Here is a 26,375-nt window from a genome sequence, read left to right as displayed (position 1 = left end):
GTTCAAGACGTGGCGGGCCGATACTGCAGCGCTTCGGCCAGGTGGTCCCGACTGATTCGATCTGCCCGCTCAAGGTCCGCCAGCGTACGGGCAACCTTGAGCAGGCGGTGGGCCGCTCGCAGTGACAAGGTGAGCCGTTCGCAAGCAGTTTCCAGCCACGTTTCATCGGTTGTGGATAACTTGCAGTACCGACGCAAACCCGGCAGCTCCAGGAAAGCGTTGGCACAGCCCTGGCGTTTTTGCTGGCGTTCCCGGGCTTCGGCCACCTGCTCGGCGACGGTGGCCGTGTTGTCACCGGGTTCGCTCCTGGGATTCAACGCCGTGGCCTCCCGGGCGACGGTCAGGTGCAGGTCGATGCGGTCTAGCAGGGGGCCGGAGAGTTTATTGCGGTAGCGCTGCACCATGTCGGGTGTACACGAGCAACGGCCGCTGGGCTCGCCAAGATATCCACAGGGACAGGGATTCATCGCCGCCACCAATTGGAAGCGTGCCGGAAAGCGTACACGGTCACGGGCGCGAGAAACCACGATGTGACCCGACTCCAACGGCTCCCTCAGGACCTCCAGTACCTTGCGGTCAAACTCCGGCAGTTCATCCAGAAACAGCACGCCATGGTGGGCGAGGGTGATTTCCCCGGGTTGCGGTTTTGATCCACCACCCACCAGTGCCGGGCCGGAAGCCGAGTGGTGTGGCTGGCGAAACGGACGTTGCGGCCAATGGCTCAACGGTACACAACTGGCGACTGACTGAATGGCCGCCACCTCCAGCGCCTCATTTTCCGCCAACGGCGGCAGCAGTCCTGGCAAACGGCTCGCCAGCAATGTCTTGCCGGTGCCCGGTGGTCCGCTGAATAACAGGTTATGCGCCCCCGCAGCGGCGATCAGCAGTGCGCGCTTGGCCCCAGTCTGGCCCTGTACTTCACTCAGGTCGGGGTAGGGCTTGCTGGCCGAAAGCAGCCCATTGGAAACAAAAGCGTCGATCGGGGTGTGGCCATTCAAATGAGCCACTGCTTCGAGCAGATGATTCACGGCAATCACCTTCAGTCCCGACGCCAGGCAGGCTTCCTCGGCATTTGCCCAGGGCACCACCAGCGTGCGCCCGGCCTTGCGCGCCGCCAGCGCGGCGGGTAATACCCCGCGTACCGGTCGCACGGCGCCGGATAGCGCCAACTCGCCGAGGCACTCCACATCGTCCAGGGTCAAGGTGGGCACCTGGACGCTGGCGGCCAGGATCCCCAACGCAATGGCCAGGTCAAACCGCCCGCCGTCCTTCGGCAGATCCGCCGGCGCCAGGTTCAAGGTGATGCGCCTGGCCGGGAAATTCAGCCCCGAATTGATGATCGCGCTGCGCACCCGATCCTTGCTTTCCTTCACTGCCGCCTCCGGCAAGCCGACCATCGTCAGCGACGGCAAGCCATTGGCCAGGTGGACTTCAACAGTAACGGCAGGAGCCTCCACCCCCACCTGGGCGCGGCTATGGATAATGGCAAGCGACATGCATCGTTCCTTGAGTGAATAGGGAGCCGCATCCTGCGGTTCTTGAAGGTTAGTCGTGGGAAAAGGGTTAAGGCGCGAAGATTGAGAAGGGAATTTTGGCAGGATGTTTCGGATAGTTTGCACAACATAATTGTTCACTTGGCGTGTCACATCCTCCTTTTTAATCTGTTGGCTATCGGGGTGGCGTTTTTTGTTAGTGATCGTCGATGCATCACATCGGCCACGTTACTACTCGCTGAGAGCGGGGCGCACTCAGGGAAATAAAATCAGCCACCCTATAATTTGGTGGCTGAGGGGTTCTTACTGTCAGGACTGCTTAAAGCCCGTTCTGCCGTTGGCAGCTCGCCATTCCTTGACGACCTTCAAAATGCCTTCCGGACTATCCTCGACGCCGGCTTCTGGATAGAAAATCAATCCATTACCCTGAGGATGCTCCGTGATTTTTGAAAAGTGCTCAATAAGCTTGTCGTGCTCTTCCTCTGTAGACACGTCTCCAGCCCAAATTTTATTGAGAATCTCAAGGAATTCGGTTTCGGTGTATTCTTCAAACTTGTTCTTCAAATTAATTTTATTCTCCAGGATTTATTTGTGCAGAGCAGTATGTTGTTTTGGCGTAACTACGCGAATACTGTCAATGTCGTAAAGGGCACCATTGTTTTTTAGGAAAGTAACATGGTGGAGTTCAAACTTCACTTTGCCGCCGACGTGTTCTGATGGTAGGCCAGATAAGATTGCTCAACGCTTCGGTGGGCCGAAACTATGGTAACCACTGTCATTGTGTAACGGTCACTCCTGATGTTTTTTTGGCTGAAAAAATTGTCCAGGCTGGTGAGCGCGATAATTTTCCCATTCCACGGTAGCGGTTTTCCAGTATAGGTAGGAGGCAACACAGGTGGCTTGGGTAAGAGGTAATCAGGGGTGATAATAATAGGCGGTAAAGTTATTCCGTTGCTCATTTAAAGCTCCATTTGTTTATGATAATCCATGATATTAATAGTCTGCTATTACATCTGGTCTTACATGCTATGTATAAACAACGACTCGTCATCGATACTGGGCTGGACACTGTTTCGAATGAACATGTTCCGTGAGGGGATATGATTGCTTTGGTGTTTCCCGTCCTCTCGCTCGTCATGAAGAGGTCATCGTTTGTTCGTAAGTCGATTAGGCCTGTTCGACGAGGACACTGTACAAGAAACAGTTATGCACTCAAGCATAAATGCATAATATCGATTGGTCGGGCTAACGGTTTGTCGCCTTTTCATGAGGGTGTGAAGGCAGGGGATCAAATGTTGCTGCTGTGGCATAGGGATTGGCCTTCATGTACCGCCCGCAAATGAGCACGACGGCCTCTGCTAGACTGCGATTTGCCCCATCGGCACTTGGCGGCATCAATGGCGCAGGGAGGACGTGGCCATGAGCGATCTGCTGGCTCTGTTAACCGATAACCGATTCATGCCCCACGGGCATTGCTACATGTGGCGCCCTGATCTGCTGTGGACTAATGTCATTGCCGATGGCTTGATCACCCTCTCCTACGTCACCATTCCCTTTACCCTTATCTACTTTATCCACAAGCGCAAGGACGTGCCTTTTGACTGGATGCTGGCAGCCTTTGGCGTGTTTATCCTGGCCTGCGGAACCAGTCATGTGATGGAGATCCTGACCATCTGGCAGCCCTATTACTGGCTGTCGGCGCTGGTCAAGGTGATCACGGCGATAGCGTCGGTGATTACCGCCATCCTGCTGGTCCGGCTGGTGCCGGCGGCCCTGAAAATCCCCAGCCCGCAGCAACTGGCCAAGGTCAACGACGAGCTGCGAGAGGCGCAGGCCGAGCTGGTCACCACCGCGCGCCGGGCGGGCATGGCGGAAATTGCCACCAACGTGCTGCATAACGTGGGCAATGTGCTCAATAGCGTCAATGTCTCAGCCCAGGTTCTGTACGAGAAGGTGCACACATCCAAAAGGCCGGGGGTCGCCAAGGTCGTCCAGCTGATGAAGGAGCACCCCGATGACCTCGGTGATTTCATCAGCAGCGACCCGAAAGGCCGCGTCCTGCCGGACTATCTGGACAAGCTGGCCGAGGCGCTGGCAGCCGAGCAGCAGAGCATGATCAGCGAGTTGGCGAAGTTGACCAGGAGCATCGACCATATCAAGGAAATCGTCGCCACCCAGCAGTCCTATGCCGGCAACTCCAGCGTGCTGGAGCCGGGCTCGCTGCGAGAGTTGCTCGAGGATGTGGTGCGCATCTGCGACGTGTCCCTGGCGCGCCACCAGGTCACGCTGGTCAAGGAGTTCAGCGATATTGCGACGATGCCGCTGGATAAGCACAAAGTGCTGCAGATCCTGGTCAATCTGATCAACAACGCCAAGCAGGCGTTGGGTTCGGTCGCGGATCGACCGTCGCGAATTACCCTGCGCCTGAAAGCCATTGACGATAAGCGTGTGCGGATTGAGGTCGAGGATAACGGCGAGGGGATTTCGACGGACAATCTTGCGCGGGTGTTCGAGCACGGCTTCACCACGCGCGCCAACGGCCACGGTTTCGGCCTGCACAGCTGCATTTTGGCCGCGCACGAGATGGGCGGCGATCTGACGGCGCAGAGCGCGGGGCCGGGTAAGGGGGCGCTCTTTACCCTGGAGCTGCCGCTCGCGTCGGCACCGAGCCAACCCCTGGGGGCAGCGAGTGGTTGAGTCGCCGGGTGGGCGGCTTATTCCTGTGCTGGAGCCAGTCGCGCTTCCAGCTCCGCGACCTTGGTTTCCAAACTCTCGAGCCGTGCCCGGGTTCGGGCCAGCACGACCATCTGGCTATCGAATTCTTCCCGACTCACCAGGTCCAGCTTGCTGAATCCGCTTTGCAGCAGGGCCTTGAACTGGCTTTCGATTTCGCTTTTGGGCAGTGGGGTGTCGCCGCTCAAGAGGCGGGAAGCATGGCCGCTCAGGGCGTCGAGGAGGTCTTTGGGCGCAAGCATGGCAGGTGTCCTGAAAACAATGACGGGCAGTGTATCACGCAGTGTCTATAGTCAATTCGCAAGCAAGGGATGCACGCTTTTCGCGCACAAGGTCGGGCGTCGTCGCACTGTTGTTGTGCGTAACGCTGCGGTTCGTGGCGTGGCGCAAGCCGGCAGAGTCTTGAAAGGATTGAAATCAGGGGGTTTGGGCACAGATGGCAAGCTTTCTGCTTAGAGGCTGATGACCCATGCACTGATGCAGTCGTTGTGACGAATGCAGTGCAGCAGGCGGAGCGGGGAGTTTCGTCAGGAGCGGTTAGCTGGCATCGGTCGGGCAACTTGGGCCGACGACGCGTTACAAAGCCAGGCACTGCGCTTAGACTTGAGTCGGGTTTGTTTTCCTGGGGCAAGTCCACCAATTCGGGAGAAAGTTTCATGAAGCTAGTCACTGCCATCATCAAGCCGTTCAAGTTGGACGACGTGCGCGAGTCGTTGTCCGAGATCGGCGTGCAGGGCATTACCGTTACTGAGGTCAAAGGCTTCGGTCGGCAAAAAGGTCATACCGAGCTGTATCGCGGCGCGGAATACGTGGTCGATTTCCTGCCGAAGGTGAAGATCGATGTCGCCATTGACGACAAGGATCTTGACCGGGTGATCGAGGCAATCACCAAGGCCGCCAACACCGGCAAGATTGGTGACGGAAAGATCTTTGTGGTCAATCTGGAACAGGCTATTCGCATCCGTACCGGCGAAACCGATACCGACGCTATCTAAGCCGCCAAACCCAACGCCCCAGGAGAAAACAATATGACTCTGCGTAAATTCGCAGGGCTAGGAGCCCTGTTGTCCTTCGCAATGCCTGGCCTGGCCATGGCAGAAGAAGCGGCGGCCCCAGTCCTGAACTCCGGCGACACCGCCTGGATGCTGACTGCCACGATTCTTGTACTGTTCATGACCATTCCCGGCCTGGCGCTGTTCTACGGCGGCATGGTTCGGTCGAAAAACCTTCTTTCCGTGATGATGCAGTGCTTCGCCATTACCGGTCTTATCAGCGTCCTGTGGGTCATTTATGGCTACAGCATCGCGTTCGATACCACGGGCATGGAGCAGGGCGTCGTCAATTTCAATTCCTTCGTGGGTGGCCTGGGCAAAGCGTTCCTGGCGGGCGTTACCCCGTCCAGCCTGACCGGTCCGGCGGCGCTGTTCCCTGAAGCGGTGTTCATCACCTTCCAAATGACATTCGCCATCATTACCCCGGCGCTGATTGTCGGTGCGTTTGCCGAGCGGATGAAGTTCTCCGCCATGCTGGTCTTCATGGGCGTGTGGTTCACCCTGGTGTATGCACCGATTGCACACATGGTCTGGTCCGGTAACGGCGGCCTGCTGTGGGACTGGGGCGTGCTGGACTTTGCTGGCGGCACCGTGGTGCACATCAACGCCGGTATCGCCGGCCTGGTGGCGTGCCTGGTGCTGGGCAAGCGCAAAGGCTTCCCGACCACGCCAATGGCACCGCATAACCTGGGTTACACCCTGATGGGTGCCGCCATGCTGTGGGTCGGCTGGTTCGGCTTCAACGCCGGTTCCGCCGTTGCCGCCAACGGCACCGCCGGCATGGCGATGCTGGTCACCCAGATTGCCACCGCCGCTGCCGCGCTGGGCTGGATGTTTGCCGAGTGGATCACCCATGGCAAGCCAAGCGCACTGGGCATTGCCTCGGGCGTAGTGGCGGGTCTGGTCGCGATTACCCCGGCTGCCGGCACCGTGGGCCCGATGGGCGCCCTGGTCATCGGCCTGGCAGCAGGCGTGGTGTGCTTCTTCTGCGCCACCACCCTCAAGCGCAAACTCGGCTATGACGATTCCCTGGACGCCTTCGGCGTGCATGGCATTGGCGGTATCCTCGGCGCGATCCTGACCGGTGTGTTCGCAGCACCGGCCCTGGGTGGCTTCGGCACCGTGACCGATATCGGTGCGCAAGTGTGGATTCAATTCAAGGGTGTGGCTTTCACGGTGGTCTACACCGCGATCGTCACCTTCATCATCCTCAAGGTGCTGGACGCCGTCATGGGTCTGCGTGTCTCCGAGGAAGAAGAAGCCGTGGGCCTGGACCTGGCCCAGCACAACGAGCGTGGTTACAACCTGTAAACACGCGCGATAAAAAATGCCCGGTTCGCCGGGCATTTTTTTGTCTGGGATTTGTCAGTGCTCACAGAGAGTGCCCGTTTTCCCGACGCCTTTTGTTGTGTAGGCGACATCGGTTTTTCTCCGGCCAAAGGCTTACATGGAGGCAGGCGCATTAGGCCCTTTGTTTTTTCCCAGAGCGCGCTAGAATGCGCGCCGAACGTGCGGAGATCTGTATGTGGCAACAGACGCTGATAACCCTGCGGGCAAGGCCTCGGGGGTTTCATCTGGTAACGGACGAGTTGCTCGCCGGCCTGCCTGAACTCCAGGCGTGTCGTGTCGGTCTGTTGCATCTGTGGCTGCAGCATACCTCGGCCTCGTTGACCATCAACGAGAACGCCGATCCGGCGGTACGTCGAGACTTCGAACGATTTTTCAATCGGCTGATCCCACAAGGAACCGCCGATTATGAGCACAACGACGAAGGCCTGGACGACCTCCCGGCGCACTTCAAGGCCAGCGTGCTGGGTTGCCAGCTCAGTCTGCCGGTCACGGCAGGACGGTTGGCGCTGGGTACCTGGCAAGGTGTCTATCTGGGCGAGCACCGTGATCATGGTGGTGCTCGTAAAGTCCTCGCCACCTTGTACGGTGACGGGGCATAACCGCTGTTTGCTGGCGGATGTTGAATTTTTTCTGGCAGCCTTCGACAGATGGCGAAGCTGGGCTATAACTAATCTGCTTTTCGCAAGTCATGAGGTAGAACATGAGCGACGATGATCTGGAAAACGACGACCTCGAAGTAGGTGACGAAGACGAGGCTGAAGAAGGCCTGGAAGCAGCGGCTGAAGACGTTGCCGACGATGAGGGGGCCGATGTACCGGCACCGACCGCCAAAGGCAAGGCCAAGGCGGCAGTATCGGTCGACGAGTTGCCGAGCGTCGAGGCCAAGAACAAGGAGCGTGATGCGCTCGCCAAGGCCATGGAGGAATTCCTGGCCAGGGGTGGAAAGGTGCAGGAAGTGGAGGCCAACGTGGTCGCTGATCCGCCCAAAAAGCCTGACAACAAGTACGGCAGCCGCCCTATCTGAGCTTCTGCTTCTTGCTTGCTTGCTGAAAAAGCCCGCCGTCGCTGCGGGCTTTTTCATGGGCTGGATAAAGTTCTCAGGCTAAGCACCGTCCCTGTGGGAGCGAGCTTGCTCGCGATAGCGGTTTACCTGTCACATCAATGCTGGATGTGCCGCCGTCATCGCGAGCAAGCTCGCTCCCACAAAGGGGCTTTGGCGGCTACAGAGCAGGAGTTCAGGGCTGGCTATGCCACCCCGCCAGCAGCCCCGGCAATTCAGTCAGGCTGCGAATCTCCGCATCTGGCGCATGATCGGCGTCCCAGGCCTTGCCCGCCGGGTTGAACCACACCGCGCGCAGGCCGGCCTGTTGGGCGCCGGCGATGTCATCGCCCGGATGATCGCCAATGTGCACGGCGGTCTGCGCCGTGGCGCCGCCGCGTTGCAAGGCCTCGTGGAACAGCCGCGCGTCTGGCTTGGCGATGCCGATGTCTTCGGCGCACAGGGCGAATTTGAAATAATCCGCCAACCCCAGGCGACGCACATCGGCGTTGCCATTGGTGACCACGCCGAGGGCGAAATGATTGGCCAGGATTTCCAGGGTGGGCTGCACCTCGGGGAAAATCTCCAGTTGATGACGGGCGTGCAGGAACGTCTCGAACGCCTGGTCCGCCAGCTCGGACGCTTGCCACTGGTCATAGCCGGCCTCCTGCAAGGCCCGAAACAGCACCCGCCGGCGCAACGCACTGATGCGATGCTTCAGGCCTGGCTCTTCGCGCAATACTTGCTCGCGAATCGTCCAAAGGTGCTCCACCGGCAAGCCACCCAGATTCGGTGCGTTGTCGGTCAGCCACTGGCGTAATACGGCTTCGGCGCTGGCGATCACCGGGGCGGTGTCCCACAGGGTGTCGTCGAGGTCGAAAGTGATGAGCTCGATGGTCATGATTCGTCGCCCTTGATGCGTTTGGCCCTGGGGTGGGCACTGTCATAGACCGTCGCCAGGTGCTGGAAGTCCAGGTGGGTATAGATCTGTGTGGTCTTGATGTCCGAGTGGCCGAGTAGCTCCTGGACGGCGCGCAGGTCCTGGGAGGACTCCAGCAAATGGCTGGCGAAGGAATGCCTGAGCATGTGCGGGTGCAGGTTCTGTCCCAACTCACGTTCGCCGGCCGCCTTGACCCGCACCTGGATCGCTCGCGGGCCGAGGCGTCGGCCCTGTTGGCTGACGAACACCGCGTCGTCGGCGGGGTTGGTCAGCGCCCGCAGCGGCAGCCACAGAGCCAGGGCTTCGCGGGCCTTGCGGCCGATGGGTAGCAAGCGTGTCTTGCTGCCTTTGCCGAGCACTTGGACCATGCCGTCGGCCAGGTCCAATTGATCCAGGTTCAGCCCTGTCAGCTCCGAAAGCCGCAGGCCGGAAGAATAGAACAGCTCGAGAATCGCCTGGTCCCGTCGCGCCAGGAAGTCATCCTCAACGGCGCCTTCAAGCAGTTGCAGGGCGCGATCGGTGTCGAGGGTTTTCGGCAGCCGGCGTTCGCCCTTGGGCGGCGCCAGGCCGGTGGCCGGGTCGTGATCGCACAGGCCTTCGCGATTGAGGTAGTGGTACAAGCCGCGCACAGCCGACAACAGGCGCGCCAGGCTGCGGGAGGATTGCCCCTGTTGGTGCAAGCGCGCGATCAGGCTGCGCAAACGCTGGATGTCCAGGGCTGTCCAACTGCCGATGTTCTGTTTCTGGCACCAGCCCAGCACTTTTTCCAGGTCGCGGCGATAAGCCGACAACGTATGGGGCGACACCTGGCGCTCACTGCGCAGGTGTTCGCAGTAGGCGTCCAGTTGCCGTTCCATCATCAGCGTACCGAGCGCAGCGAACCGGCAACCCGTGGCAGTACCCGGCCGGTAACTTCGGCAATGTAGCTCAGGAACAGCGTGCCCACCGAGCTCTTGTAGTGCTGCGGATCGCGGCTGGCGATGGCCAGCACGCCGTGCACGCCTTGATGGGCGATGGCGACGACGGCAGTGGAGCCGATTTGCTTGCGCTGTTCTTCGCCGAACAGGAAGTCCAGCTCATGCTCGCGCAGGCTGCCACTGACGCTTTTGTTTTCCGTCAGCAGGCCGCCGATGGCGGTTTGTGCATCGGCGTGGGTCACCCAGCGGCCCACCGGCATGGCGCTGTCGCCGAACAGGATCAGGCTGACAAAGGGCACCTGGAAATCCTGGCGCAGGCTGTCTTCGACGCTCATCACCAGGTCTTCGAGGGTGCTGGCGTCCATCAGGGCCAGGATCAAGCGACGGGTCTTGTCGAAAAGCCGGTCGTTGTCACGGGCGACATCCATCAGGTGCGAAAGACGATGGCGCATCTCGATGTTGCGCTCGCGCAGGATCTTCATCTGATGCTCCACCAGCGAGACGGTGTCGCCGCGTCGGTGGGGGATGCGCAAGGTCGAAAGCAATTCTTCATGCTCGACGAAGAAGTCCGGATGAGCCTCAAGGTACGCGGCCACGGCTGCGGTTTCCGGAAGCAGGCTCGGGGATTCGTCGGGCTGTGGGGCTGGAACCTGTGGCTGGTCGGTCATGGGTTTGGCTCACTCAAAGACGAACTTGTCCTTCGTATACGCGTACCGCCGGACCGGTCATCATCACCGGTTGGCCAGGGCCTGCCCACTCGATGGACAGGCGCCCGCCCGGCAGGTCGATCAACAATGGCGAATCCATCCACCCCTGGCTGATCGCCGCGACTGCCGCCGCACAAGCGCCGGTGCCGCAGGCTTGGGTTTCCCCGGCGCCGCGTTCCCAGACGCGCAATTGCGCGCGGTGACGGTCGATGACTTGCAGGAAACCGACGTTCACCCGTGCCGGGAAGCGCGGATGGTGCTCGATCTTCGGCCCCAGCTCATGCACCGCGGCGCTGTTGATATCGGCCACTCGCAGCACGGCATGGGGGTTGCCCATGGACACCGCCGCCAGTTCTACCGTAGTGCCGTCGACGTCCACCTGATAGCTCAAGGCCTGGGCCGGCGCTTCGAACGGAATGTCCGCCGGTACCAGGCGCGGGGGGCCCATGTTGACGCCGATCTGGCCATCACTGCGCACATCCAGTTCGATGATGCCGCTTTTGGTCTCGACACGGATCTGCCGCTTGGCGGTCAGGCGTTTGTCCAGCACGAAGCGGGCGAAGCAGCGCGCGCCGTTGCCGCACTGCTCCACTTCCGAACCGTCGGCATTGAAGATACGGTAGCGGAAATCCACGTCGGGGTTGTTGGGCGCCTCGACGATCAGCAATTGGTCGAAACCGATACCGGTGTGCCGATCCCCCCATTGCTTGGCGTGCTTGGGCAGGATGTGCGCGTGCTGGCTGACCAGGTCGAGGACCATGAAGTCATTGCCCAGGCCGTGCATCTTGGTAAAACGCAGCAGCATGGTTTTACTCCGGCAGCAGGCTTTCGCCGGCATACAACTCGGCTACCGTCTCGCGGCGACGCACTTCGAATGCCTGATCACCGTCCACCAGCACCTCGGCGCAACGGCCGCGGGTGTTGTAGTTGGAACTCATGACAAACCCGTAGGCCCCAGCCGAATGCACGGCCAGCAAATCGCCTTCTTCCAGCGCCAGTTCCCGGCCCTTGGCCAGGAAGTCGCCGGTTTCGCAGATCGGTCCGACGATGTCGTAGGGGCGGGCGGCTGTATCGCGAGGGCGCACCGCGGTCACGTCCATCCACGCCTGGTACAGCGCCGGGCGGATCAGGTCGTTCATGGCCGCGTCAACGATGGCGAAATCCTTGTGCTCGGTGTGCTTGAGGTATTCGACCTGGGTCAGCAGTACGCCAGCGTTGGCCACGATGTAGCGGCCCGGCTCGAACATCAGCGCCAGGTCACGCCCTTCGAGGCGTTCACGCACAGCCTTGATGTAGTCGGCCACCAGCGGCGGCTCTTCATCGCGATAGCGCACGCCAACACCGCCCCCCAGGTCGATGTGACGCAGGTAGATGCCGCAGTCGCCGAGGCGGTCGACCAGCGCCAGCAGGCGGTCGAGGGCGTCGATGAAGGGTTCGAGGGTGGTCAGCTGCGAGCCGATGTGGCAATCGACGCCCAGCACTTCCAGGTTCGGCAGTTGGGCTGCCCGCACGTACACGTCTTCGGCGTCGGCAATGGCGATGCCGAACTTGTTTTCCTTGAGGCCGGTGGAAATGTACGGGTGGGTGCCGGCGTCGACGTCCGGGTTCACGCGCAGGGAGATCGGGGCGCGGACGCCCAGCTCGGCGGCGACGATTTGCAGGCGTTCGAGCTCATCGGTGGATTCGATGTTGAAGCAGTGCACGCCGACTTCCAGCGCGCGGCGCATGTCTTCACGGGTCTTGCCGACACCGGAGAACACGATTTTGTCGGCGCTGCCGCCGGCCGCCAGGACGCGTTCGAGCTCACCGCCGGAGACGATGTCGAAACCGGCGCCCAGGCGCGCCAGGACATTGAGCACACCCAGGTTGGAGTTGGCTTTTACGGCGAAACACACCAGGTGCGGCATGCCGGCGAGGGCATCGGCAAAGGCCAGGTATTGGGCTTCGATGTGGGCGCGGGAATAGACGTAGGTCGGCGTGCCGAAACGTTCGGCGATGGCGGACAGGGCAACCCCTTCCGCGAACAGCTCCCCGCCACGGTAGTTAAAAGCGTCCATGGCGTTCCCTTAGTAAGTGGTGTGGGTGTCGTGCGCGTGGGGTTTGGCTTGCGACGACTTGGCCTGCTCTTCAGGGGACTTGCTGTCGTCAGGCAGGTACAGCGGACCTTTTTGACCACAGGCCGTCACAAGGCAGGCAACCGCGACGAGCGCAGCAAGGGAAGAGATCAGGCGCTTCATGGCGAAATCCTTGAAAATGCGTTAATTGCGCCGGAGTATACCGGCCACCCGGCGGCTTGCCTATGCAACGGGGCTCCCGTCCGACAGGCCACCGGGCATTTCCCGGCGCGGGCTGTCGCCGGTCGGTATATCCTTTGCAATCGCCGGGAAGCGTCCGTATCTTTGCGGCGCTTGAGCATGAGCAGACATTTTCGAGGTTGCCGCAATGAGTTTGACTGAAGCCCGTTTCCACGATCTGGTCGATACCACCCAGCATACGCTGGAGGATGTGTTTGACGACAGTGGCCTGGATGTCGACCTGGAAAGCTCCGCCGGTGTGCTGACCGTCAAGTTCGAGAACGGCACCCAGTTGATCTTCAGTCGCCAGGAGCCGTTGCGGCAGTTATGGCTGGCGGCGGTGTCCGGCGGGTTCCACTTCGACTACGACGAGGAAAGCGATCGCTGGATGTGCGACAAGAGCGAAGAGCAGTTGGGCGAGATGCTCGAGCGCATCGTCGAAGAGCAGGCGGATGCAAAACTTGATTTCGAAGGTCTGTGACCGCGTGAGCCAGACCGCCCCGGCGCGGCCGCCCAAGCCGCTCTACAGCAACGTCAGTTCCGTCGTGCCGTCACCGTGTACCAGCGTGTGCAAACTGGATGAACAGAAGGTCTGCCTCGGCTGTTTCCGTCATGTGGAACACATCCGCGAATGGCGCTCGGCCGACGATGAGCGCCGCCGGGTTATCTGTGCCGAGGCGCTTGAGCGCAAGTTTCTAAGGTAACCGTTGGTCTTGGAAGCTTCTGTGGCGAAGGAGCTTGCTCCCGCTGGGGTGCGAAGCGACCCCAAAGTCTTGCGACTGCTGCGCAGCCGAGCGGGAGCAAGCTCCCTCGCCACAAGGGTTCGGCGTCGCCCATTCGGTTGTCTGTGAGCTACCCATGGGTACCGCTGTACCCCGCCCGGGTTGTTTATTTATTGAGCTGTGATAGTGTCCGGCTACGCCTCAACTCATCGAGGCCCGTGAAAACCCCGCCTTCTTGTGGCGGGGTTTTGCTTTTTTTGTGCAGAAGAAAGGAGTCTGCCAGGATCATGACCGCACCTTCCATCACCCTTACCCGTCTGGACGTACAGCGTCTGGAACGCCTGATCGACAGCCTTGATGAAACGCTGCCGGGCGTGATTGCGTTGCAAACCGAACTGGATCGCGCCGATAACCTGGTGGGCCACGATGAAGTGCCCGCCGATGTCGTGACCATGAACTCACGCGTGCACTGCCGCGAAGAAAGCAGTGGCAAGGACTATCACCTGACCCTGGTTTACCCCCAGGACGCGAATGCCGATGAAGGCAAGATTTCGATCCTCGCCCCGGTGGGCAGCGCATTGCTGGGGCTGAAGGTTGGCCAGCACATCGACTGGCCGGCCCCGGGCGGCAAGACGCTGAAGCTGACGTTGCTGGATGTGGAATATCAGCCTGAAGCGGGCGGCGATTTCCACCTCTGAGCGCCTCAGACCGAGGCCAGCGCCTCGTTCAGCGCGCGTTCCAGGTCGGCCTTGTAGCGCAGGTACAAATTACTTGAGCAGGCACCATCGCCCACCAGGCCCGAGAGGTCCAGGTCGGTGATGTAGCAACGGTAGCGTTTGGCCTCGCGGCGCTGCTCGACGATCTCCCTGGCGACCACACTGAACAACTGGTCGCCATGCTCCAACTCCGAAAACTCCTGCTGATCACAGTACAGGGTGACGTGCACCTGTCCGTGCGCGGCTTTGCCGATGATGGCTTGCACGTCGTAGAACGGCTTGTTTTCTGGCGTCTGCGGCGTCTGTCGCGCCTCGATCCGCCGTGCTCGCCCGGGGCCTGAGGGCAGGAGTTGGTAATACAGGGTTTCCAGGGTCAACGGCTGGGCGGCATCCATCGGCAGCAGGGCGTCGCGGCGGTACAGCACCGATTGCAAGAAGCGTTGCAGTGGCACCAGCAGGCTGTGCTCGTCGTGATACGGCAGGCGCTGTTGCCACAAGGCGTTGAACTCATCGAGCACGTACAGCTCGGCGTCGTCCTCGTTGACCCGGTAGAACACCTGAATGCACTCGGGCTGACCCATGGGCAGGACCAGCGCCAGGTCGTGGTCTTCCAGGGCCATCGAGTCCAGATGCAGCGGGCTGTAGGCCGTCAGTTCCTCGCCCAGGTAGTCCATCAGTGCCGAGAGGCTGCCCAGGGCCACATGGTTGACATGGCCGGGCACCAGCTCCAGTACGTGATAGTGCTGCTGGACCTGAAGCAGATAGCGGTGATTGAGCCGGCTCAACAGCAGGGTCTGGGCGGTTTCGATGACGTCCTCGACCCGTCGTGCAATGAACTGTGCGCGGTTGTGGCAGAAGCACCGTACCTGCAAACGCGGCTGGCGCTGCGTGACGGGCAGGTCGTTGAGGTAGTCGCGCAGGCAGTCGAGCAGGGCGTGCTCGCCGTCGAAGCGGTTGACCAGCACTTCGTTCCAGCTGTTGAGCGTGACCTGGTCGAGGGTCAACACCAGGTTCTCCCGCACCCCAGCGTAGCTCAGGGAGTCGGTGCGCTCGGTGGTCATCAGGATATTCAGGTCGCGGTGATGCTTGAGCGGGTCGACGCCGACGTTCACCAGAATCAGCACTTCGCTGGGCACGCTGGCGCGCAGCAATTGCTCTTCATCCACGGTGGTCAGGGGCAGGGCGATGGACTGTTGCAGGCTGCCCAGCAGGTTGAACAGTTCGAACTCGCTCAGGTCGCTGTCCCCAGGGTGCAGCGCCAGGCGCGTGCTGCTGTCGATCACGCCGTTGCGATGACACCAGGTCAGCAGTTCCAGCAACTCGCGACTGCGTTTGATCGGCGCGAAGTTCTCCCACTCCAGGGCATTGAGGCTGCCGTTGTACAGGCCCCACTGATTCTGTCCTGGTTCTTTCTTGTTGGGTGACTGGACCAGCGTCAGGGTGTCTTCGGCCAAGTCCGGGGCAATGCCAGGGTTGATGAACTCGACCTTGTCGGCCTTGCGTTCGAAGGCTGCGTACAGCCGCCTGCCAAGGACGTTGAGGTCGCGCCTATTGATCAGGCTGACGGTTTTCTCGGTGCGGGCGAACTGGGTCAGGAAACGGTAGCTGTGGGTGAGCTCGTTGACCAGCGCTCGCCGCTCGTTGCTGACCTGGCGCACCTTCCATTGGCTGCGGCTGTCCAGCAGCGCCAGTTGACGTGGGTCCCAGCCCCATTCCCGGGCCAGTCGTTCGAGCAGCACCCGTTGCCAGCCGCTGCTGCGCCCCTGGCCGGTGAGCTTGCGATTGACCTTCAGGTACAGCGCCCGTCGGATCAATTCCAGGCGTTCGGGTTCGCCACGGGCATTGAGGTATTCCTCCAGGCGGCGGTAGACCACCATGTAAGGATCCAGCTCTTCCAGGTCCAGGCGATTGGCAAACACGGCCTGTTTGAAGCGCAGGCTCAGGCAGCGCACGTTCGGGTGCTCGCTGGCATAAACCTCGGTCAGCAGCAGCTTGAGCACGGACTTGTACGGCGATTCGATGCCTTTGAACAATTGCCAGAGCCCGGCGCCGATGAATTCTCCCGCGGGTATGTAGGCCAGATGCCCGAGGTCCAGCGTTTCATCCGCGCGGATGAAGCGCTTGGAAATCAGCGTATGGGTGTACTGCTCATAATTGTCTTCTTCATAGACCGGCACCAGCCACCAGATCGGTGTGCGCCCGGCCAGCCAGATCGCGGTGCGGTAGAACTCGTCCAGCAGCAGGTAGTGCTGGGTCGTGCCGCAATCGTCGGAACTGAGCTGATTGTCCCGGTCGCCTCGCACGAAACGCGCTGGGTCGATCAGGAAAAAGTGGGCTTCGGCGCCCTGGGTCGCGGCCCATGCCTCGAGCAGCTGGCATTTCTTGCGCAGCTCGGCCAGTTCGTCGTCGCTCAGGTCCGGCCCGTGGCAGACCCACACATCCATGTCGCTCTGATCGGCCTGGGCCAACGTGCCCAGGCTGCCCATTAAAAACAGGCCAAGAATCGGGCGCGGTGGATTGCTGCCGTGGCGCGGCTTGTAGGAAAACGAACGCGTCAGCCGCTGGGCCTCGGTCAGGACGCTGGCGTCGGGCTCATAGTTCGACAGCCCGGCCGGCGTGCTGCCCGAGACGTAGCCGGGCAGCAGTGGATGGTTGACGTGGAAAAACAGCGGCAGCAGCGTCAACACACCTTGCTGGCGGGTCGACAGACCTTCCAGGGCGCGCTCCATCCGGACGCTGTTGAGCTTGAGAAAACGTGCGCGCAACTGGCTCAGGACCTTGCGGTCGATTCCCTCGTCCAGATCGGGGCGTATTTCGTGATTGCGGGTCATGTCGGCTCAAACCGGCTCGCGGCGTCGAACGTGGGAGATCACAGCTAATGGCAGTTTAGCGCCCGACCTTGGGAATTCTTAAGCTGAAAGTGGGCTTTTGACGTCAGATTTTTTACACGGAGCGCCAGTGCGCCTGCGGAAATCTCGCTGAAGGAGATTCCCGTGGGCGGCAGGGGGAGTCAGGCGGCTTCTTGAACAACGTTAAGGATGGTCAACAGGCTTTGCACATGCTCGGCGGCATCTCGGCCCAGGCTGGTCAGATAACCGCCATCGGACAGGGTGATCAGGTCTTTTTCGTACAGGCGTTTGGCAGCAGCGATGGCAGAGGGGGCAGCGGTCTGATGGATTTTCAGGCCTTCCTGGGAACTGTCCAGGTTGAAGAGTGCAAGGATTTCCAGTTCGGCAACCAGCTCAGGGGTAAGCGACATAAGGACTCCAGACTTTCTAGGAATTTGGACGACAGCGTCACTAAGGTGAGCGTAGTCGGCCGGGCTGTCCAGTGTCAGCGTCATGCTTTTTTTGTTTCGGGTAAGCAGACGAGCCATTTGTTGCGGCAAGGGAGCTTGCTCCCGCTGGATCGCGAAGCGGTCCCAAAAGCTGTACGGCTGCTGCGCAGCCGAGCGGGAGCAAGCTCCCTCGCCACGGAGTTTATTTCTTTTCCGGCGGCAACTCGGGAAGGGCGCGCAGCGCCGTTTCGTACCATTGGGTGTCGAACGGGCGGTCTTCTTCGAGAATGGCGTCGATCTCATAGGCCAGTACATGAGCCATGAGGTTGAGGATTTCTTCGCGCTCGTAACCGACCAGGGTCAGCTTGTTGAAGGTGGCCTTGGCCGCTGGCGGGTTGTCGCTTTCGATCTGGTTTTCGATGGCTTCGATCAGCGTGTTCTCGACGAATTCTTCTTCGTCGTTGTCGATGTCGGTTGGCTCGCTCATGGCAGGCTCCTTGGAGAAAGGTCGCCAGTTTACCTGCATTCAGCGCGGTGATGCGCCTGGCGGAATGCGCCTTGGCAGTCTATAACGCAAGGCTGCCAACCCCACACGGCCTGGAGGCTTTGTAATGCTCAAGCTTTATGGTTTCTCTGTCAGTAATTATTACAACATGGTCAAGCTGGCGCTGCTGGAGAAGGGCCTGCCTTTCGAAGAAGTGCCGTTCTACCCCAGCCAGACCGCCGAAGCGCTGGCCGTCAGCCCGCGCGGCAAGGTCCCGGTGCTGAAGACCGAACAAGGGTTTATCAACGAAACCAGCGTGATCCTCGAATACATCGAGCAAACCCAGCCAGGGAAGGCCCTGCTGCCCAGTGACCCGTTCGAGCGTGCCCAGGTATTGGCCTTGTGCAGGGAGATCGAGTTGTACATCGAGCTGCCGGGGCGAGCCTGCTACGGCGAGGCGTTTTTCGGCGCGTCGGTGCCCGATGCCATCAAGGAAAAAACCAAGGCCGAATTGCTGCTGGGGTTCGCCTCGCTCGGCAGGCACGGCAAATTCTCGCCCTATGTGGCGGGCGATAGCATGAGCCTGGCCGATCTGTATTTCTTCTACAGCTTATCCCTGGCCTTGCAGGTGGGCAGGAAGTTGTTCGATCTCGACTTGCTGGCAGAGATGCCAGCGGCCAAGGCGCTGATGGAGCGCTTGGAGCAGAACCCGCATGTGCAACGGATCGCGGCGGATAGAGAAGCTGCGATGCCGGCATTTTTGGCGATGATTGCTGCCAAGAAGTGAGTTTTTCGGTGATTTAAAGTCAGCTATCGCGAGCAAGCTCGCTCCCACATTTGAATCTCTGAATGTTCACAACAGGTGTGTTCACGGGAGATTGACTGTGGGAGCGAGCTTGCTCGCGATGCTTTTGGCTTTTAGCGGCTGGCGAGCAACGCCTGGCCGCGCACCACGGCCGCCTTGACCTGCGCCGGTGCGGTACCGCCGATGTGATCACGGGCATTGACCGAGCCTTCCAAGGTCAACACCGCGAACACGTCCTGCTCGATCTGGTCGCTGAATTTGCGCAGTTCATCCAGGCTCATCTCCGCCAGGTCTTTGCCGCTGTCCACGCCATACTTCACGGCGTGCCCGACGATTTCGTGGCAGTCACGGAACGGCAGGCCACGGCGTACCAGGTAGTCGGCCAGGTCAGTGGCGGTGGAGAAACCGCGCAGGGCGGCCTCGCGCATCACGGCATGCTTGGGCTTGATGGCCGGGATCATGTCGGCAAAGGCCCGCAGTGAATCGCGCAGGGTGTCGGCGGCGTCGAACAGCGGCTCCTTGTCTTCCTGGTTGTCCTTGTTGTAGGCCAGCGGCTGGCCTTTCATCAGGGTCAACAGGCCCATCAGCGCACCGAACACGCGGCCACTCTTGCCCCGCACCAGTTCCGGCACGTCGGGGTTTTTCTTTTGCGGCATGATCGAGCTGCCGGTGCAGAAGCGGTCGGGCAGGTCAATGAATTGGAATTGCGCGCTGGTCCACAACACCAGCTCTTCGGAGAAACGCGACAGGTGCATCATCGCAATGCTCGCGGCGGCGCAGAATTCGATGGCGAAATCGCGGTCAGAAACGTTATCCAGCGAGTTGCCGCCCACGGCGTCGAAACCCAGCAGTTGCGCGGTATATTCGCGATCGATCGGGTAGGTGGTACCGGCCAGCGCCGCGCTGCCCAGGGGCATGCGGTTGGTGCGTTTGCGGCAATCGACCAGGCGCTCGTAGTCGCGGCTGAGCATTTCGAACCAGGCCAGCATGTGATGCCCGAACGTTACAGGTTGGGCGGTTTGCAGGTGGGTGAAGCCCGGCATGATGCTCTCGGCCTCACGCTCGGCCTGTTCCAGCAGGCCTTTTTGCAGGCGGGTGATCTCGGCCAGGATCAGGTCGATTTCATCGCGCAGCCACAAGCGGATGTCCGTGGCCACCTGGTCGTTGCGGCTGCGACCGGTGTGCAGCTTCTTGCCGGTCACGCCGATGCGATCGGTCAGGCGCGCTTCGATGTTCATGTGCACGTCTTCAAGATCGACGCGCCAGTCGAACTGGCCGGCCTCGATTTCACCCTGGATGGTCTTCAGGCCATCGATGATGCTGTCGCGCTCGGCATCGGTCAGCACGCCGACCTTGGCCAGCATGGTGGCGTGGGCGATCGAACCCATGATGTCGTGGCGATACAGGCGCTGGTCGAAGTTGACGGAGGCGGTGAAGCGGGCGACGAAGGCGTCGACGGGTTCACTGAAGCGGCCGCCCCAGGACTGATTGGTCTTGTCAGTGCTCATGAATTCGCTCGTGATCGGCTGAAGAAAAAATAGCGGTTAAAGGCTGCGGCCGATGATAGCAGGGTTGCCGGGGCTGGCGCTGGCACTGGTCGGCAGGTTTTTTGCGCACAACCTAAGCATTTAATGAGGCTTTTTGCGCAACGATATTTTCCGATTGAGCAATATCGTCGTGGCAACCGTCTACAGTGGACGGTAGGACTTTTGCTTTTTCCATCCATGGCGCAACGGACGAATAGAAAAAGGGGGAGCTCATATTGATCAGATCGAGTGTTAACAATCCCTATGGCGACGCCGTGCGACAACAGGCCTCGAGCATCTATCGGCAAGCGTTGGTAAAGATAGGCAACTGCCTCGCGGCACTTTTTGGCCCTCGAGCGAGTCTTAGCGTGGATCGCGGTGACGGATGTCACTTCCCCTGTCTACGCTATCCTTGTGCGAGACTCACGCAGGAATCCAGCGCAATATGAATGTCCTGATCGTTGATGACGAACCACTGGCCCGTGAGCGCCTGAGCCGAATGGTTGGCGAACTCGAGGGTTACAGTGTCCTGGAGCCGAGCGCCACCAATGGCGAAGAGGCGTTGGCCCTTATTGAAAGCCACAAGCCGGATATCGTGCTGCTCGACATTCGCATGCCTGGCCTGGATGGCTTGCAGGTCGCGGCGAAGCTGTGCGAGCGAGAGTCTCCGCCCGCGGTGGTGTTTTGCACCACGCGGGACGACTTCCCGCCGGAGGTGTTGCAGGCCGGCGCCGTGGGCTATCTGATCAAGCCGATCTCCGCCGAGGCGCTGGTTGAGGCCTTGCGCAAGGCTGAACGGCCCAACCGGGTGCAACTGGCGGCGCTGACCCGGCCGGCCGCCGAAAGTGGCAGCGGCCCACGCAGCCACATCAGTGCCCGCACCCGCAAGGGGATCGAGCTGATCCCGTTGAACCAGGTGGTCTACTTCATTGCCGACCATAAATACGTGACCTTGCGCCATGAGAGTGGCGAGGTGCTGCTGGACGAGCCGCTCAAGGCCCTTGAAGACGAGTTCGGCGAACGGTTTGTGCGCATCCACCGCAATGCCCTCGTGGCCCGTGAACGAATCGAGCGTTTGCAACGCACCCCGCTGGGACACTTCCAGCTGTTTCTCAAAGGCCTCAATGGTGATGCGTTGATTGTCAGTCGGCGACATGTGGCCGGTGTCCGCAAGATGATGCAACAGCTCTAGGGCCGCGCGGCAAGACATTCCATTTCCAGGACATTGACGGCCAGGGAGGCTTTGGGGTCGTGATTCAAATCAAAGCGGTTTTGGCTGAGCTGTTATTATCCGCCGTATCTTTTCAGTACGGATTGATCCATGTCCCCTCGCGAGATTCGCATCGCCACCCGTAAAAGTGCCCTGGCTCTCTGGCAGGCCGAATACGTTAAAGCCCGTCTGGAAGCCGCCCACCCCGGCCTTAACGTGACGCTGGTGCCCATGGTCAGCCGCGGCGACAAGCTGCTGGACTCGCCGCTGTCGAAAATCGGCGGCAAGGGCCTGTTCGTCAAGGAGCTGGAAACCGCGCTGCTGGACAACGAAGCCGACATCGCCGTGCATTCGATGAAAGACGTGCCCATGGACTTCCCCGAAGGCCTGGGCCTGTTTTGCATCTGCGAGCGGGAAGATCCGCGCGATGCCTTTGTCTCCAACACCTTCTCCAGCCTTGATGCGCTGCCTGCCGGGAGCGTGGTGGGCACCTCCAGCCTGCGTCGCCAGGCGCAGTTGCTGACTCGCCGCCCTGATCTGCAAATCCGTTTCCTTCGAGGTAACGTCAACACTCGCCTGGCCAAGCTCGACGCCGGTGAGTACGACGCGATCATCCTCGCCGCCGCGGGCCTGATCCGCCTGGGTTTTGAAGATCGCATCACCTCGGCCATCAGCGTCGACGACAGCCTGCCGGCCGGTGGGCAGGGGGCGGTGGGCATCGAATGCCGCAGCGCCGACAGTGACATTCACGCCCTGCTGGCATCGCTGCACCATGAAGACACGGCCACACGGGTTTTCGCCGAGCGAGCCCTCAACAAACACCTCAATGGCGGTTGCCAAGTGCCCATCGCCTGTTACGCCGTGTTGGAAGGCGAACAGGTCTGGTTGCGTGGCCTGGTGGGGGATCCGAACGGTGGTCGGCTGATCAGCGCCGAGGCTCGGGCGCCGCGCCACGATGCCGAGGCGTTGGGTGTGCGAGTGGCTGAAGACCTGCTCAGTCAGGGCGCCGATGACATCCTCAAGGCAGTCTACGGCGAGGCAGGCCACGCGTGACAGGCTGGCGCCTGCTGCTCACCCGGCCGGCAGACGAGTCGTCGGCGCTGGCGGCTGCCCTGGCCGAAGCGGGTGTATTCAGCAGCAGCCTGCCGTTGCTGGATATCGAGCCGATCGCCGTGTCCGATGCCGGGCAGGCGATCCTTCAAAGGCTGGACCAGTACTGTGCCGTGATTGTGGTCAGCAAACCTGCCGCTCGTTTGTGCATGGAGCTGCTGCGTCAATACTGGCCCCAGCCGCCAGACCAGCCATGGTTCAGCGTGGGGGCGGCCACCGGGCAGATTCTTGCCGACGCTGGCCTCACCGTGTTTTATCCCGATAACGGCGACGACAGCGAAGCCTTGCTGGAGCATCTGGTGTTACGCCAGGCTATCACCCGTCCCGATCCCAAGGTTCTGATCGTGCGTGGCGAGGGCGGGCGCGGTTTGCTGGCAGAGCGTTTGCGCGAGCAAGGTGCTAGGGTCGATTATCTTGAATTGTACCGGCGCGGCCTGCCGCACTACCGCGAAGGTGAGTTGCCAGCGAAGGTTGAAGCGGAACGCTTGAACGCACTGGTGGTCAGCAGTGGGCAGAGCTTCGAGCATCTGCAGCGGCTCGCTGGCGACGCGTGGCCCGCCCTGGCGCGGTTACCGCTGTTTGTTCCAAGCCCGAGGGTTGCCGAGATGGCGCGTGCCGCCGGGGCCCGAACAGTTGTGGATTGCCGTGGCGCCAGCGCCGCGGCTTTGCTGGCGGCGTTACGGGAACAGTCCGTGCCGTTTTCTATTGCAAAGGATGGATACGTGAACGAAACAGCCTTGCCAAAAGATCAAGTTCAGCCAGCGATCGATGCGCCGGTTGAAACCCCGGCCCCGATGGCGCCGCGTCGCGGCAACGGACTGGCCATTGTCGCGTTGTTATTGGGGGCTGCCGGTGTGGCCGTTGGCGGCTGGGGCGTGTGGCAGGTGCGTCATCTGCAAGCCAATAACCAGCAGCAGTCTACCCAGGTCCAGGCGCTGAATGACCAGGCCCAGTCCCTCAAGCTCAATGAGCAGCGCCTCAGTGAGCGTCTGGCGCAGTTGCCACCGGCTGAAGAGCTGGAGGAGCGACGGCGTCAGGTTGCCCAACTGCAAGGCGATCAGCAGCGCCTGAACCAGCGCCTGGAAACCGTGCTCGGTGCCAGCCGCAAGGACTGGCGCCTGGCTGAAGCCGAGCATCTGTTGCGCCTGGCCAGCCTGCGTCTTTCCGCCTTGCAAGACATCAGCAGTGCCCAGGCATTGGTCCAGGGGGCTGACGAGATCCTGCGCGAGCAGAACGACCCTGGCTCGTTCGCCGCTCGCGAGCAACTGGCCAAGACGCTTGCGGCGTTGCGCAGCACCGAACAACCGGATCGCACCGGGCTCTTCCTGCAACTGGGGCCCTGCGTGACCAGGTGTTGCAACTCACCGAGCTGGCGCCCGAATACAAGGACCGTGGTGAATCCCTGCTGGGCCTGACCGCCGATGGCGATGGCGCCAGCCGCTGGGCACAGTGGTGGGACCAGATCTCGCGCTACATCCGCATCGATTTCAACGCGGATGAGAACGTTCGTCCACTCCTGGCCGGGCAGAGCCTGGTGCAGGTGCGCCTGGCCTTGAGCCTGGCGCTGGAGCAGGCGCAATGGGCTGCCCTCAACGGTCAGGCGCCGGTGTATACCCAGGCGCTGACCGAAGCGCGGGACGTGCTGAAGAGCAACTTCAACCAGGACAATCCGCAAAGCAAAGTCATGCTTGAGCGCGTAGTCGAGCTGTCCAAAGAGCCGGTGACGGTGGTCACGCCGGACCTGACGGGCACCCTGAGCAGCGTCCAGGCTTACCTCGAACGTCGCAACCTGAACGCCGAGGATTCGGTCAAGCCGCTGCCCAAGCCTGGCGAGCAGGAGACTGCGCCATGAAGCGCCTCTACGTGATTCTGTTCGTGGTCATCGCTGCCGCTGCGTTGCTGGGTGTGGCGATCGCCGAGCATTCAGGTTACGTGCTGGTGGCGTACAAGAACTTTCGTTACGAAGCCGGCCTGTGGGTCACCCTGGCGCTGGTGGCGGTGCTCTGGCTGTTGTGGCGGGGCGTGTGGGCCTTGATCGGGCTGGTGACCACGTCTAGTGGCGTGGTCAACCCATGGTCGCGGCGTAACCGCAGTCGCCGTGTGCAGGTGGCAATCGAGCACGGCCAACTGGATCTGGCCGAAGGTCGTTGGGCCAGCGCCCAACGTCACCTGCACCGTGCCGCCGAAGCCGAGCGCCAACCGTTGCTCTATTACCTCGGAGCCGCCCGCGCGGCCAATGAGCAGGGGCTCTACGAGCAGAGCGACAGTTTGCTGGAGCGTGCCCTGGAACGTCAGCCCCAGGCGGAATTGGCCATCGCCCTGACTCATGCGCAATTGCAGACCGACCGAGGTGACACCGACGGTGCGTTGAGCACGCTGCAAGCCATGCATGAACGTCATCCTCATAACGCCCAGACCTTGCGCCAGTTGCAGCGACTGCATCAGCAACGGGGTGACTGGTCGGCGGTGATTCGGCTGTTGCCGGAGCTGCGCAAGGACAAAGTCCTGCCGCCCAGTGAACTGGCTGAGCTTGAGCGCCGGGCGTGGGGCGAGAATCTCACCCTGGCGGCCCATCGCGAAGAGGACGGTAGCGTCGGTTTGCAATCGCTCAACCGCGCCTGGCAGCAACTGACCTCCGCGCAGCGTCAGGAGTCGGCGCTGGTGCTGGCCTATGCCGAGCAGCTGCGGCAACTGGGGGCCCAGGTCGAGGCCGAAGAAGTGTTGCGAGTTGCGCTCAAGCGTCACTATGACAGTCACTTGGCGCGCCTGTACGGGTTGGTTCGGGGCAATGATCCGATTCGCCAGCTGCAAACGGCCGAAGGCTGGCTCAAGGATCATCCGGCCGATCCAAGCCTGCTGCTGACACTCGGGCGCCTATGTCTGCAGGGCAGCTTGTGGGGCAAGGCGCGGGACTATCTGGAAAGCAGTTTGCGGGTTCAGCGCAATCCCGAAGCCTGCGCTGAACTGGCACGGTTGTTGGCGCAGCTGGGGGATGCCGAGCGCAGCAATCAGTTGTTCCAGGAAGGGTTGGGGCTGTTGGATGAGCGTCTGCTGGCCGCGCCTTTGCCGGTCCCGGCTCAGGTCCTGTCCACTTGATCTCTGTTTGAGTCGTTTTGGCGAGGGAGCGTGCTCCCTCGCCGCGAATACAGGGGCTTTAGTCATGACCTCGGGAAAGTCCTACAAAGGATTGCGCTGAATCCACTCGTGCTTGTCGGGAATTCCCTACACCCCTGGTGAAGTGTCTGCACGGACCTGCCTTGAAAGGCCCGAGGGCTTTCCTCTACCGTAACTGCTTGTCTCTTTTGTTACGGAACCGCCATGTCTTTGGCCAGCTCACGCTTCTTGTTTCTCATGGCTTCCATTGCCGCTGCCCTGGCTTTGGGCATCGCCAGTTATCTGGAATATGCGGTCGGCCTGACGCCTTGCAGCCTATGTGTTTTGCAGCGGTTGTGCCTGATGCTGTTTCTGGTGAATGGCCTCGTGGCCTGCGTACACGGTCCGGGTGAAAAGGGCAGCATTTTCTATGGGGCGATGGGGTTGGTTTTTGCGTCGGCGGGAATGATCCTCGCGTGGCGTCAAGTCCTGATGCAAAGCGTTTCGTTCGAGCAGTTGCCCGATTGTATTGTGCAGATGCATAGGTCGGATTCCTGGTGGTGTGCCTTGCATCGCGTCCTCGACGGTGCGGTCGACTGCGCGAACATCACTTGGACGCTGTTCGACCTGAGCATCCCCGAGTGGAGCCTGTTGTTTTTTCTCGCGGTGTCCAGCGCGATGAGCTATTTGCTGTTGCGCCTTGTCTGGAGTGCTCTGGTACGACCGCTCAGCGGCGATACGTCGCACCTGGTCCGGGTGTTGGATTAAACACTTGTATGAACTTTATCTCCTGCGTACCTTGAAGCGGTTGTCGTGCGGGCATAATCTGGCCCGCACGTGTTATTGGAATTGTGCCGCTCGATCATGTTTGTCTGGCTTGTCCCTGATCATTCAGGCGTGTGCAGAC

General features: G+C 60.9%; 28 protein-coding genes and 2 pseudogenes. 15 read left to right on the top strand and 15 right to left on the bottom strand.

From position 1 onward, the window contains the following. Positions 1-2: 2 nt before the first annotated feature. The 4 genes from CD58_RS27675 to CD58_RS31065 all read right to left on the bottom strand — a co-directional run bounded on the left by CD58_RS27675 (position 3) and on the right by CD58_RS31065 (position 2,452). Entirely contained in the window at positions 3-1,496 is a 1,494-nt protein-coding gene (locus CD58_RS27675) for a YifB family Mg chelatase-like AAA ATPase (RefSeq protein WP_025216109.1), read from the bottom strand. Between the two features lie 306 nt (positions 1,497-1,802). Next, positions 1,803-2,057 (bottom strand): bacteriocin immunity protein, encoded by a 255-nt coding sequence (locus CD58_RS27670; RefSeq protein WP_327205562.1) that lies wholly within the window; start codon positions 2,055-2,057, stop codon positions 1,803-1,805. Positions 2,058-2,078: 21 nt separating this feature from the next. Then, positions 2,079-2,189: a hypothetical protein gene (locus tag CD58_RS32040; protein ID WP_419178815.1), complete on the bottom strand. Its 111-nt coding sequence runs from the start codon at positions 2,187-2,189 to the stop codon at positions 2,079-2,081. Further along, entirely contained in the window at positions 2,186-2,452 is a 267-nt protein-coding gene (locus tag CD58_RS31065; RefSeq protein WP_144238640.1) for a hypothetical protein, read from the bottom strand. The genes CD58_RS32040 and CD58_RS31065 overlap by 4 nt, the downstream gene beginning before the upstream one ends. 460 nt (positions 2,453-2,912) lie before the next feature. Between CD58_RS31065 and CD58_RS27665 the strand changes: the two genes are divergently transcribed. Further along, complete coding sequence (locus tag CD58_RS27665) at positions 2,913-4,190, top strand: sensor histidine kinase (protein ID WP_025216107.1); 1,278 nt, start codon at positions 2,913-2,915, stop codon at positions 4,188-4,190. A 17-nt stretch (positions 4,191-4,207) separates the two neighbouring features. Here CD58_RS27665 and CD58_RS27660 read toward each other — a convergent pair whose 3' ends face one another. Further along, positions 4,208-4,468 (bottom strand): accessory factor UbiK family protein, encoded by a 261-nt coding sequence (locus tag CD58_RS27660; protein ID WP_025216106.1) that lies wholly within the window; start codon positions 4,466-4,468, stop codon positions 4,208-4,210. Positions 4,469-4,882: 414 nt separating this feature from the next. Between CD58_RS27660 and glnK the strand changes: the two genes are divergently transcribed. The 4 genes from glnK (at position 4,883) to sutA (ending at position 7,652) form a co-directional block, all read left to right on the top strand. Beyond that, positions 4,883-5,221 (top strand): P-II family nitrogen regulator, encoded by a 339-nt coding sequence (gene glnK / locus CD58_RS27655; RefSeq protein ID WP_002555808.1) that lies wholly within the window; start codon positions 4,883-4,885, stop codon positions 5,219-5,221. A 33-nt stretch (positions 5,222-5,254) separates the two neighbouring features. Beyond that, positions 5,255-6,589 (top strand): ammonium transporter, encoded by a 1,335-nt coding sequence (locus CD58_RS27650; RefSeq protein WP_025216105.1) that lies wholly within the window; start codon positions 5,255-5,257, stop codon positions 6,587-6,589. Positions 6,590-6,801: 212 nt separating this feature from the next. Beyond that, positions 6,802-7,227: a secondary thiamine-phosphate synthase enzyme YjbQ gene (locus CD58_RS27645; protein WP_025216104.1), complete on the top strand. Its 426-nt coding sequence runs from the start codon at positions 6,802-6,804 to the stop codon at positions 7,225-7,227. A gap of 101 nt (positions 7,228-7,328) precedes the next feature. Beyond that, on the top strand, positions 7,329-7,652 hold the full coding sequence (gene sutA / locus CD58_RS27640) for a transcriptional regulator SutA (protein ID WP_025216103.1): 324 nt from the start codon (positions 7,329-7,331) through the stop codon (positions 7,650-7,652). Between the two features lie 211 nt (positions 7,653-7,863). Here sutA and CD58_RS27635 read toward each other — a convergent pair whose 3' ends face one another. Genes CD58_RS27635 through lptM form a run of 6 tightly spaced genes read right to left on the bottom strand, consistent with a single transcriptional unit; the run spans position 7,864 to position 12,468 of the window. Next, positions 7,864-8,568 carry an HAD family hydrolase gene (locus tag CD58_RS27635; protein ID WP_025216102.1) on the bottom strand — a complete coding sequence of 235 codons (705 nt, stop codon included), beginning with the start codon at positions 8,566-8,568 and terminating at the stop codon, positions 7,864-7,866. Next, a complete protein-coding gene (gene xerC / locus CD58_RS27630) occupies positions 8,565-9,464 on the bottom strand; it encodes a tyrosine recombinase XerC (protein WP_025216101.1) in 900 nt (299 codons plus the stop codon). Before xerC ends, CD58_RS27635 begins: the two co-directional genes overlap by 4 nt. Positions 9,465-9,466: 2 nt before the next feature. Further along, entirely contained in the window at positions 9,467-10,192 is a 726-nt protein-coding gene (locus tag CD58_RS27625; protein WP_025216100.1) for a DUF484 family protein, read from the bottom strand. Between the two features lie 13 nt (positions 10,193-10,205). Next, complete coding sequence (dapF, locus tag CD58_RS27620; RefSeq protein ID WP_025216099.1) at positions 10,206-11,036, bottom strand: diaminopimelate epimerase; 831 nt, start codon at positions 11,034-11,036, stop codon at positions 10,206-10,208. Positions 11,037-11,040: 4 nt separating this feature from the next. Further along, complete coding sequence (gene lysA, locus CD58_RS27615; RefSeq protein WP_025216098.1) at positions 11,041-12,288, bottom strand: diaminopimelate decarboxylase; 1,248 nt, start codon at positions 12,286-12,288, stop codon at positions 11,041-11,043. Between the two features lie 9 nt (positions 12,289-12,297). Then, a complete protein-coding gene (gene lptM, locus CD58_RS29675; protein ID WP_038436735.1) occupies positions 12,298-12,468 on the bottom strand; it encodes an LPS translocon maturation chaperone LptM in 171 nt (56 codons plus the stop codon). 205 nt (positions 12,469-12,673) lie between these two features. Here lptM and cyaY point away from each other — a divergent pair, with 205 nt between their 5' ends. From cyaY to rnk, 3 genes are all read left to right on the top strand, one after another. Then, positions 12,674-13,006 (top strand): iron donor protein CyaY, encoded by a 333-nt coding sequence (cyaY, locus tag CD58_RS27605; protein WP_025216097.1) that lies wholly within the window; start codon positions 12,674-12,676, stop codon positions 13,004-13,006. Between the two features lie 4 nt (positions 13,007-13,010). After that, positions 13,011-13,229: a DUF1289 domain-containing protein gene (locus CD58_RS27600; protein WP_025216096.1), complete on the top strand. Its 219-nt coding sequence runs from the start codon at positions 13,011-13,013 to the stop codon at positions 13,227-13,229. Between the two features lie 305 nt (positions 13,230-13,534). Beyond that, on the top strand, positions 13,535-13,945 hold the full coding sequence (rnk, locus tag CD58_RS27595; protein WP_025216095.1) for a nucleoside diphosphate kinase regulator: 411 nt from the start codon (positions 13,535-13,537) through the stop codon (positions 13,943-13,945). Positions 13,946-13,950: 5 nt separating this feature from the next. Here rnk and CD58_RS27590 read toward each other — a convergent pair whose 3' ends face one another. The 3 genes from CD58_RS27590 to CD58_RS27580 all read right to left on the bottom strand — a co-directional run bounded on the left by CD58_RS27590 (position 13,951) and on the right by CD58_RS27580 (position 17,727). Beyond that, the gene (locus tag CD58_RS27590; RefSeq protein WP_025216094.1) at positions 13,951-16,794 is read right to left on the bottom strand and encodes a class I adenylate cyclase; all 2,844 of its coding nucleotides are present in this window, start codon (positions 16,792-16,794) and stop codon (positions 13,951-13,953) included. Positions 16,795-16,973: 179 nt separating this feature from the next. Then, a complete protein-coding gene (locus tag CD58_RS27585) occupies positions 16,974-17,222 on the bottom strand; it encodes a TIGR02647 family protein (RefSeq protein WP_025216093.1) in 249 nt (82 codons plus the stop codon). A 220-nt stretch (positions 17,223-17,442) separates the two neighbouring features. Next, positions 17,443-17,727: a hypothetical protein gene (locus tag CD58_RS27580; RefSeq protein WP_025216092.1), complete on the bottom strand. Its 285-nt coding sequence runs from the start codon at positions 17,725-17,727 to the stop codon at positions 17,443-17,445. 124 nt (positions 17,728-17,851) lie between these two features. Between CD58_RS27580 and CD58_RS27575 the strand changes: the two genes are divergently transcribed. Beyond that, a complete protein-coding gene (locus CD58_RS27575; protein ID WP_025216091.1) occupies positions 17,852-18,511 on the top strand; it encodes a glutathione S-transferase family protein in 660 nt (219 codons plus the stop codon). A 131-nt stretch (positions 18,512-18,642) separates the two neighbouring features. Here the strand turns inward: CD58_RS27575 and argH are convergent, their stop codons facing one another. After that, positions 18,643-20,037: an argininosuccinate lyase gene (gene argH / locus CD58_RS27570; RefSeq protein WP_025216090.1), complete on the bottom strand. Its 1,395-nt coding sequence runs from the start codon at positions 20,035-20,037 to the stop codon at positions 18,643-18,645. A 463-nt stretch (positions 20,038-20,500) separates the two neighbouring features. Between argH and CD58_RS27565 the strand changes: the two genes are divergently transcribed. The 6 genes and pseudogenes from CD58_RS27565 (at position 20,501) to CD58_RS27540 (ending at position 26,236) form a co-directional block, all read left to right on the top strand. Continuing rightward, a complete protein-coding gene (locus tag CD58_RS27565) occupies positions 20,501-21,247 on the top strand; it encodes a LytR/AlgR family response regulator transcription factor (RefSeq protein WP_025216089.1) in 747 nt (248 codons plus the stop codon). A gap of 129 nt (positions 21,248-21,376) precedes the next feature. Then, a complete protein-coding gene (gene hemC, locus CD58_RS27560; protein WP_025216088.1) occupies positions 21,377-22,318 on the top strand; it encodes a hydroxymethylbilane synthase in 942 nt (313 codons plus the stop codon). Continuing rightward, positions 22,315-23,073: pseudogene (locus CD58_RS27555) on the top strand (uroporphyrinogen-III synthase); the annotation flags it as partial. The gene hemC and the pseudogene CD58_RS27555, both read left to right, overlap by 4 nt. A gap of 24 nt (positions 23,074-23,097) precedes the next feature. Beyond that, positions 23,098-24,227, top strand: a pseudogene (locus CD58_RS27550) (uroporphyrinogen-III C-methyltransferase). Beyond that, positions 24,224-25,471, top strand: coding sequence for a heme biosynthesis protein HemY (locus CD58_RS27545; protein ID WP_025216087.1), 1,248 nt, complete (start codon positions 24,224-24,226; stop codon positions 25,469-25,471). Before CD58_RS27550 ends, CD58_RS27545 begins: the two are co-directional and overlap by 4 nt. Positions 25,472-25,693: 222 nt before the next feature. Continuing rightward, complete coding sequence (locus tag CD58_RS27540) at positions 25,694-26,236, top strand: disulfide bond formation protein B (RefSeq protein WP_025216086.1); 543 nt, start codon at positions 25,694-25,696, stop codon at positions 26,234-26,236. Positions 26,237-26,375: the final 139 nt, after the last annotated feature.

Source organism: Pseudomonas brassicacearum (genome assembly GCF_000585995.1).
Taxonomy (GTDB): Bacteria; Pseudomonadota; Gammaproteobacteria; order Pseudomonadales; family Pseudomonadaceae; genus Aquipseudomonas; species Aquipseudomonas brassicacearum_A.
Note: the sequence above shows the minus strand (reverse complement) of the source record. Positions and strands in the feature narration are given on the sequence as shown.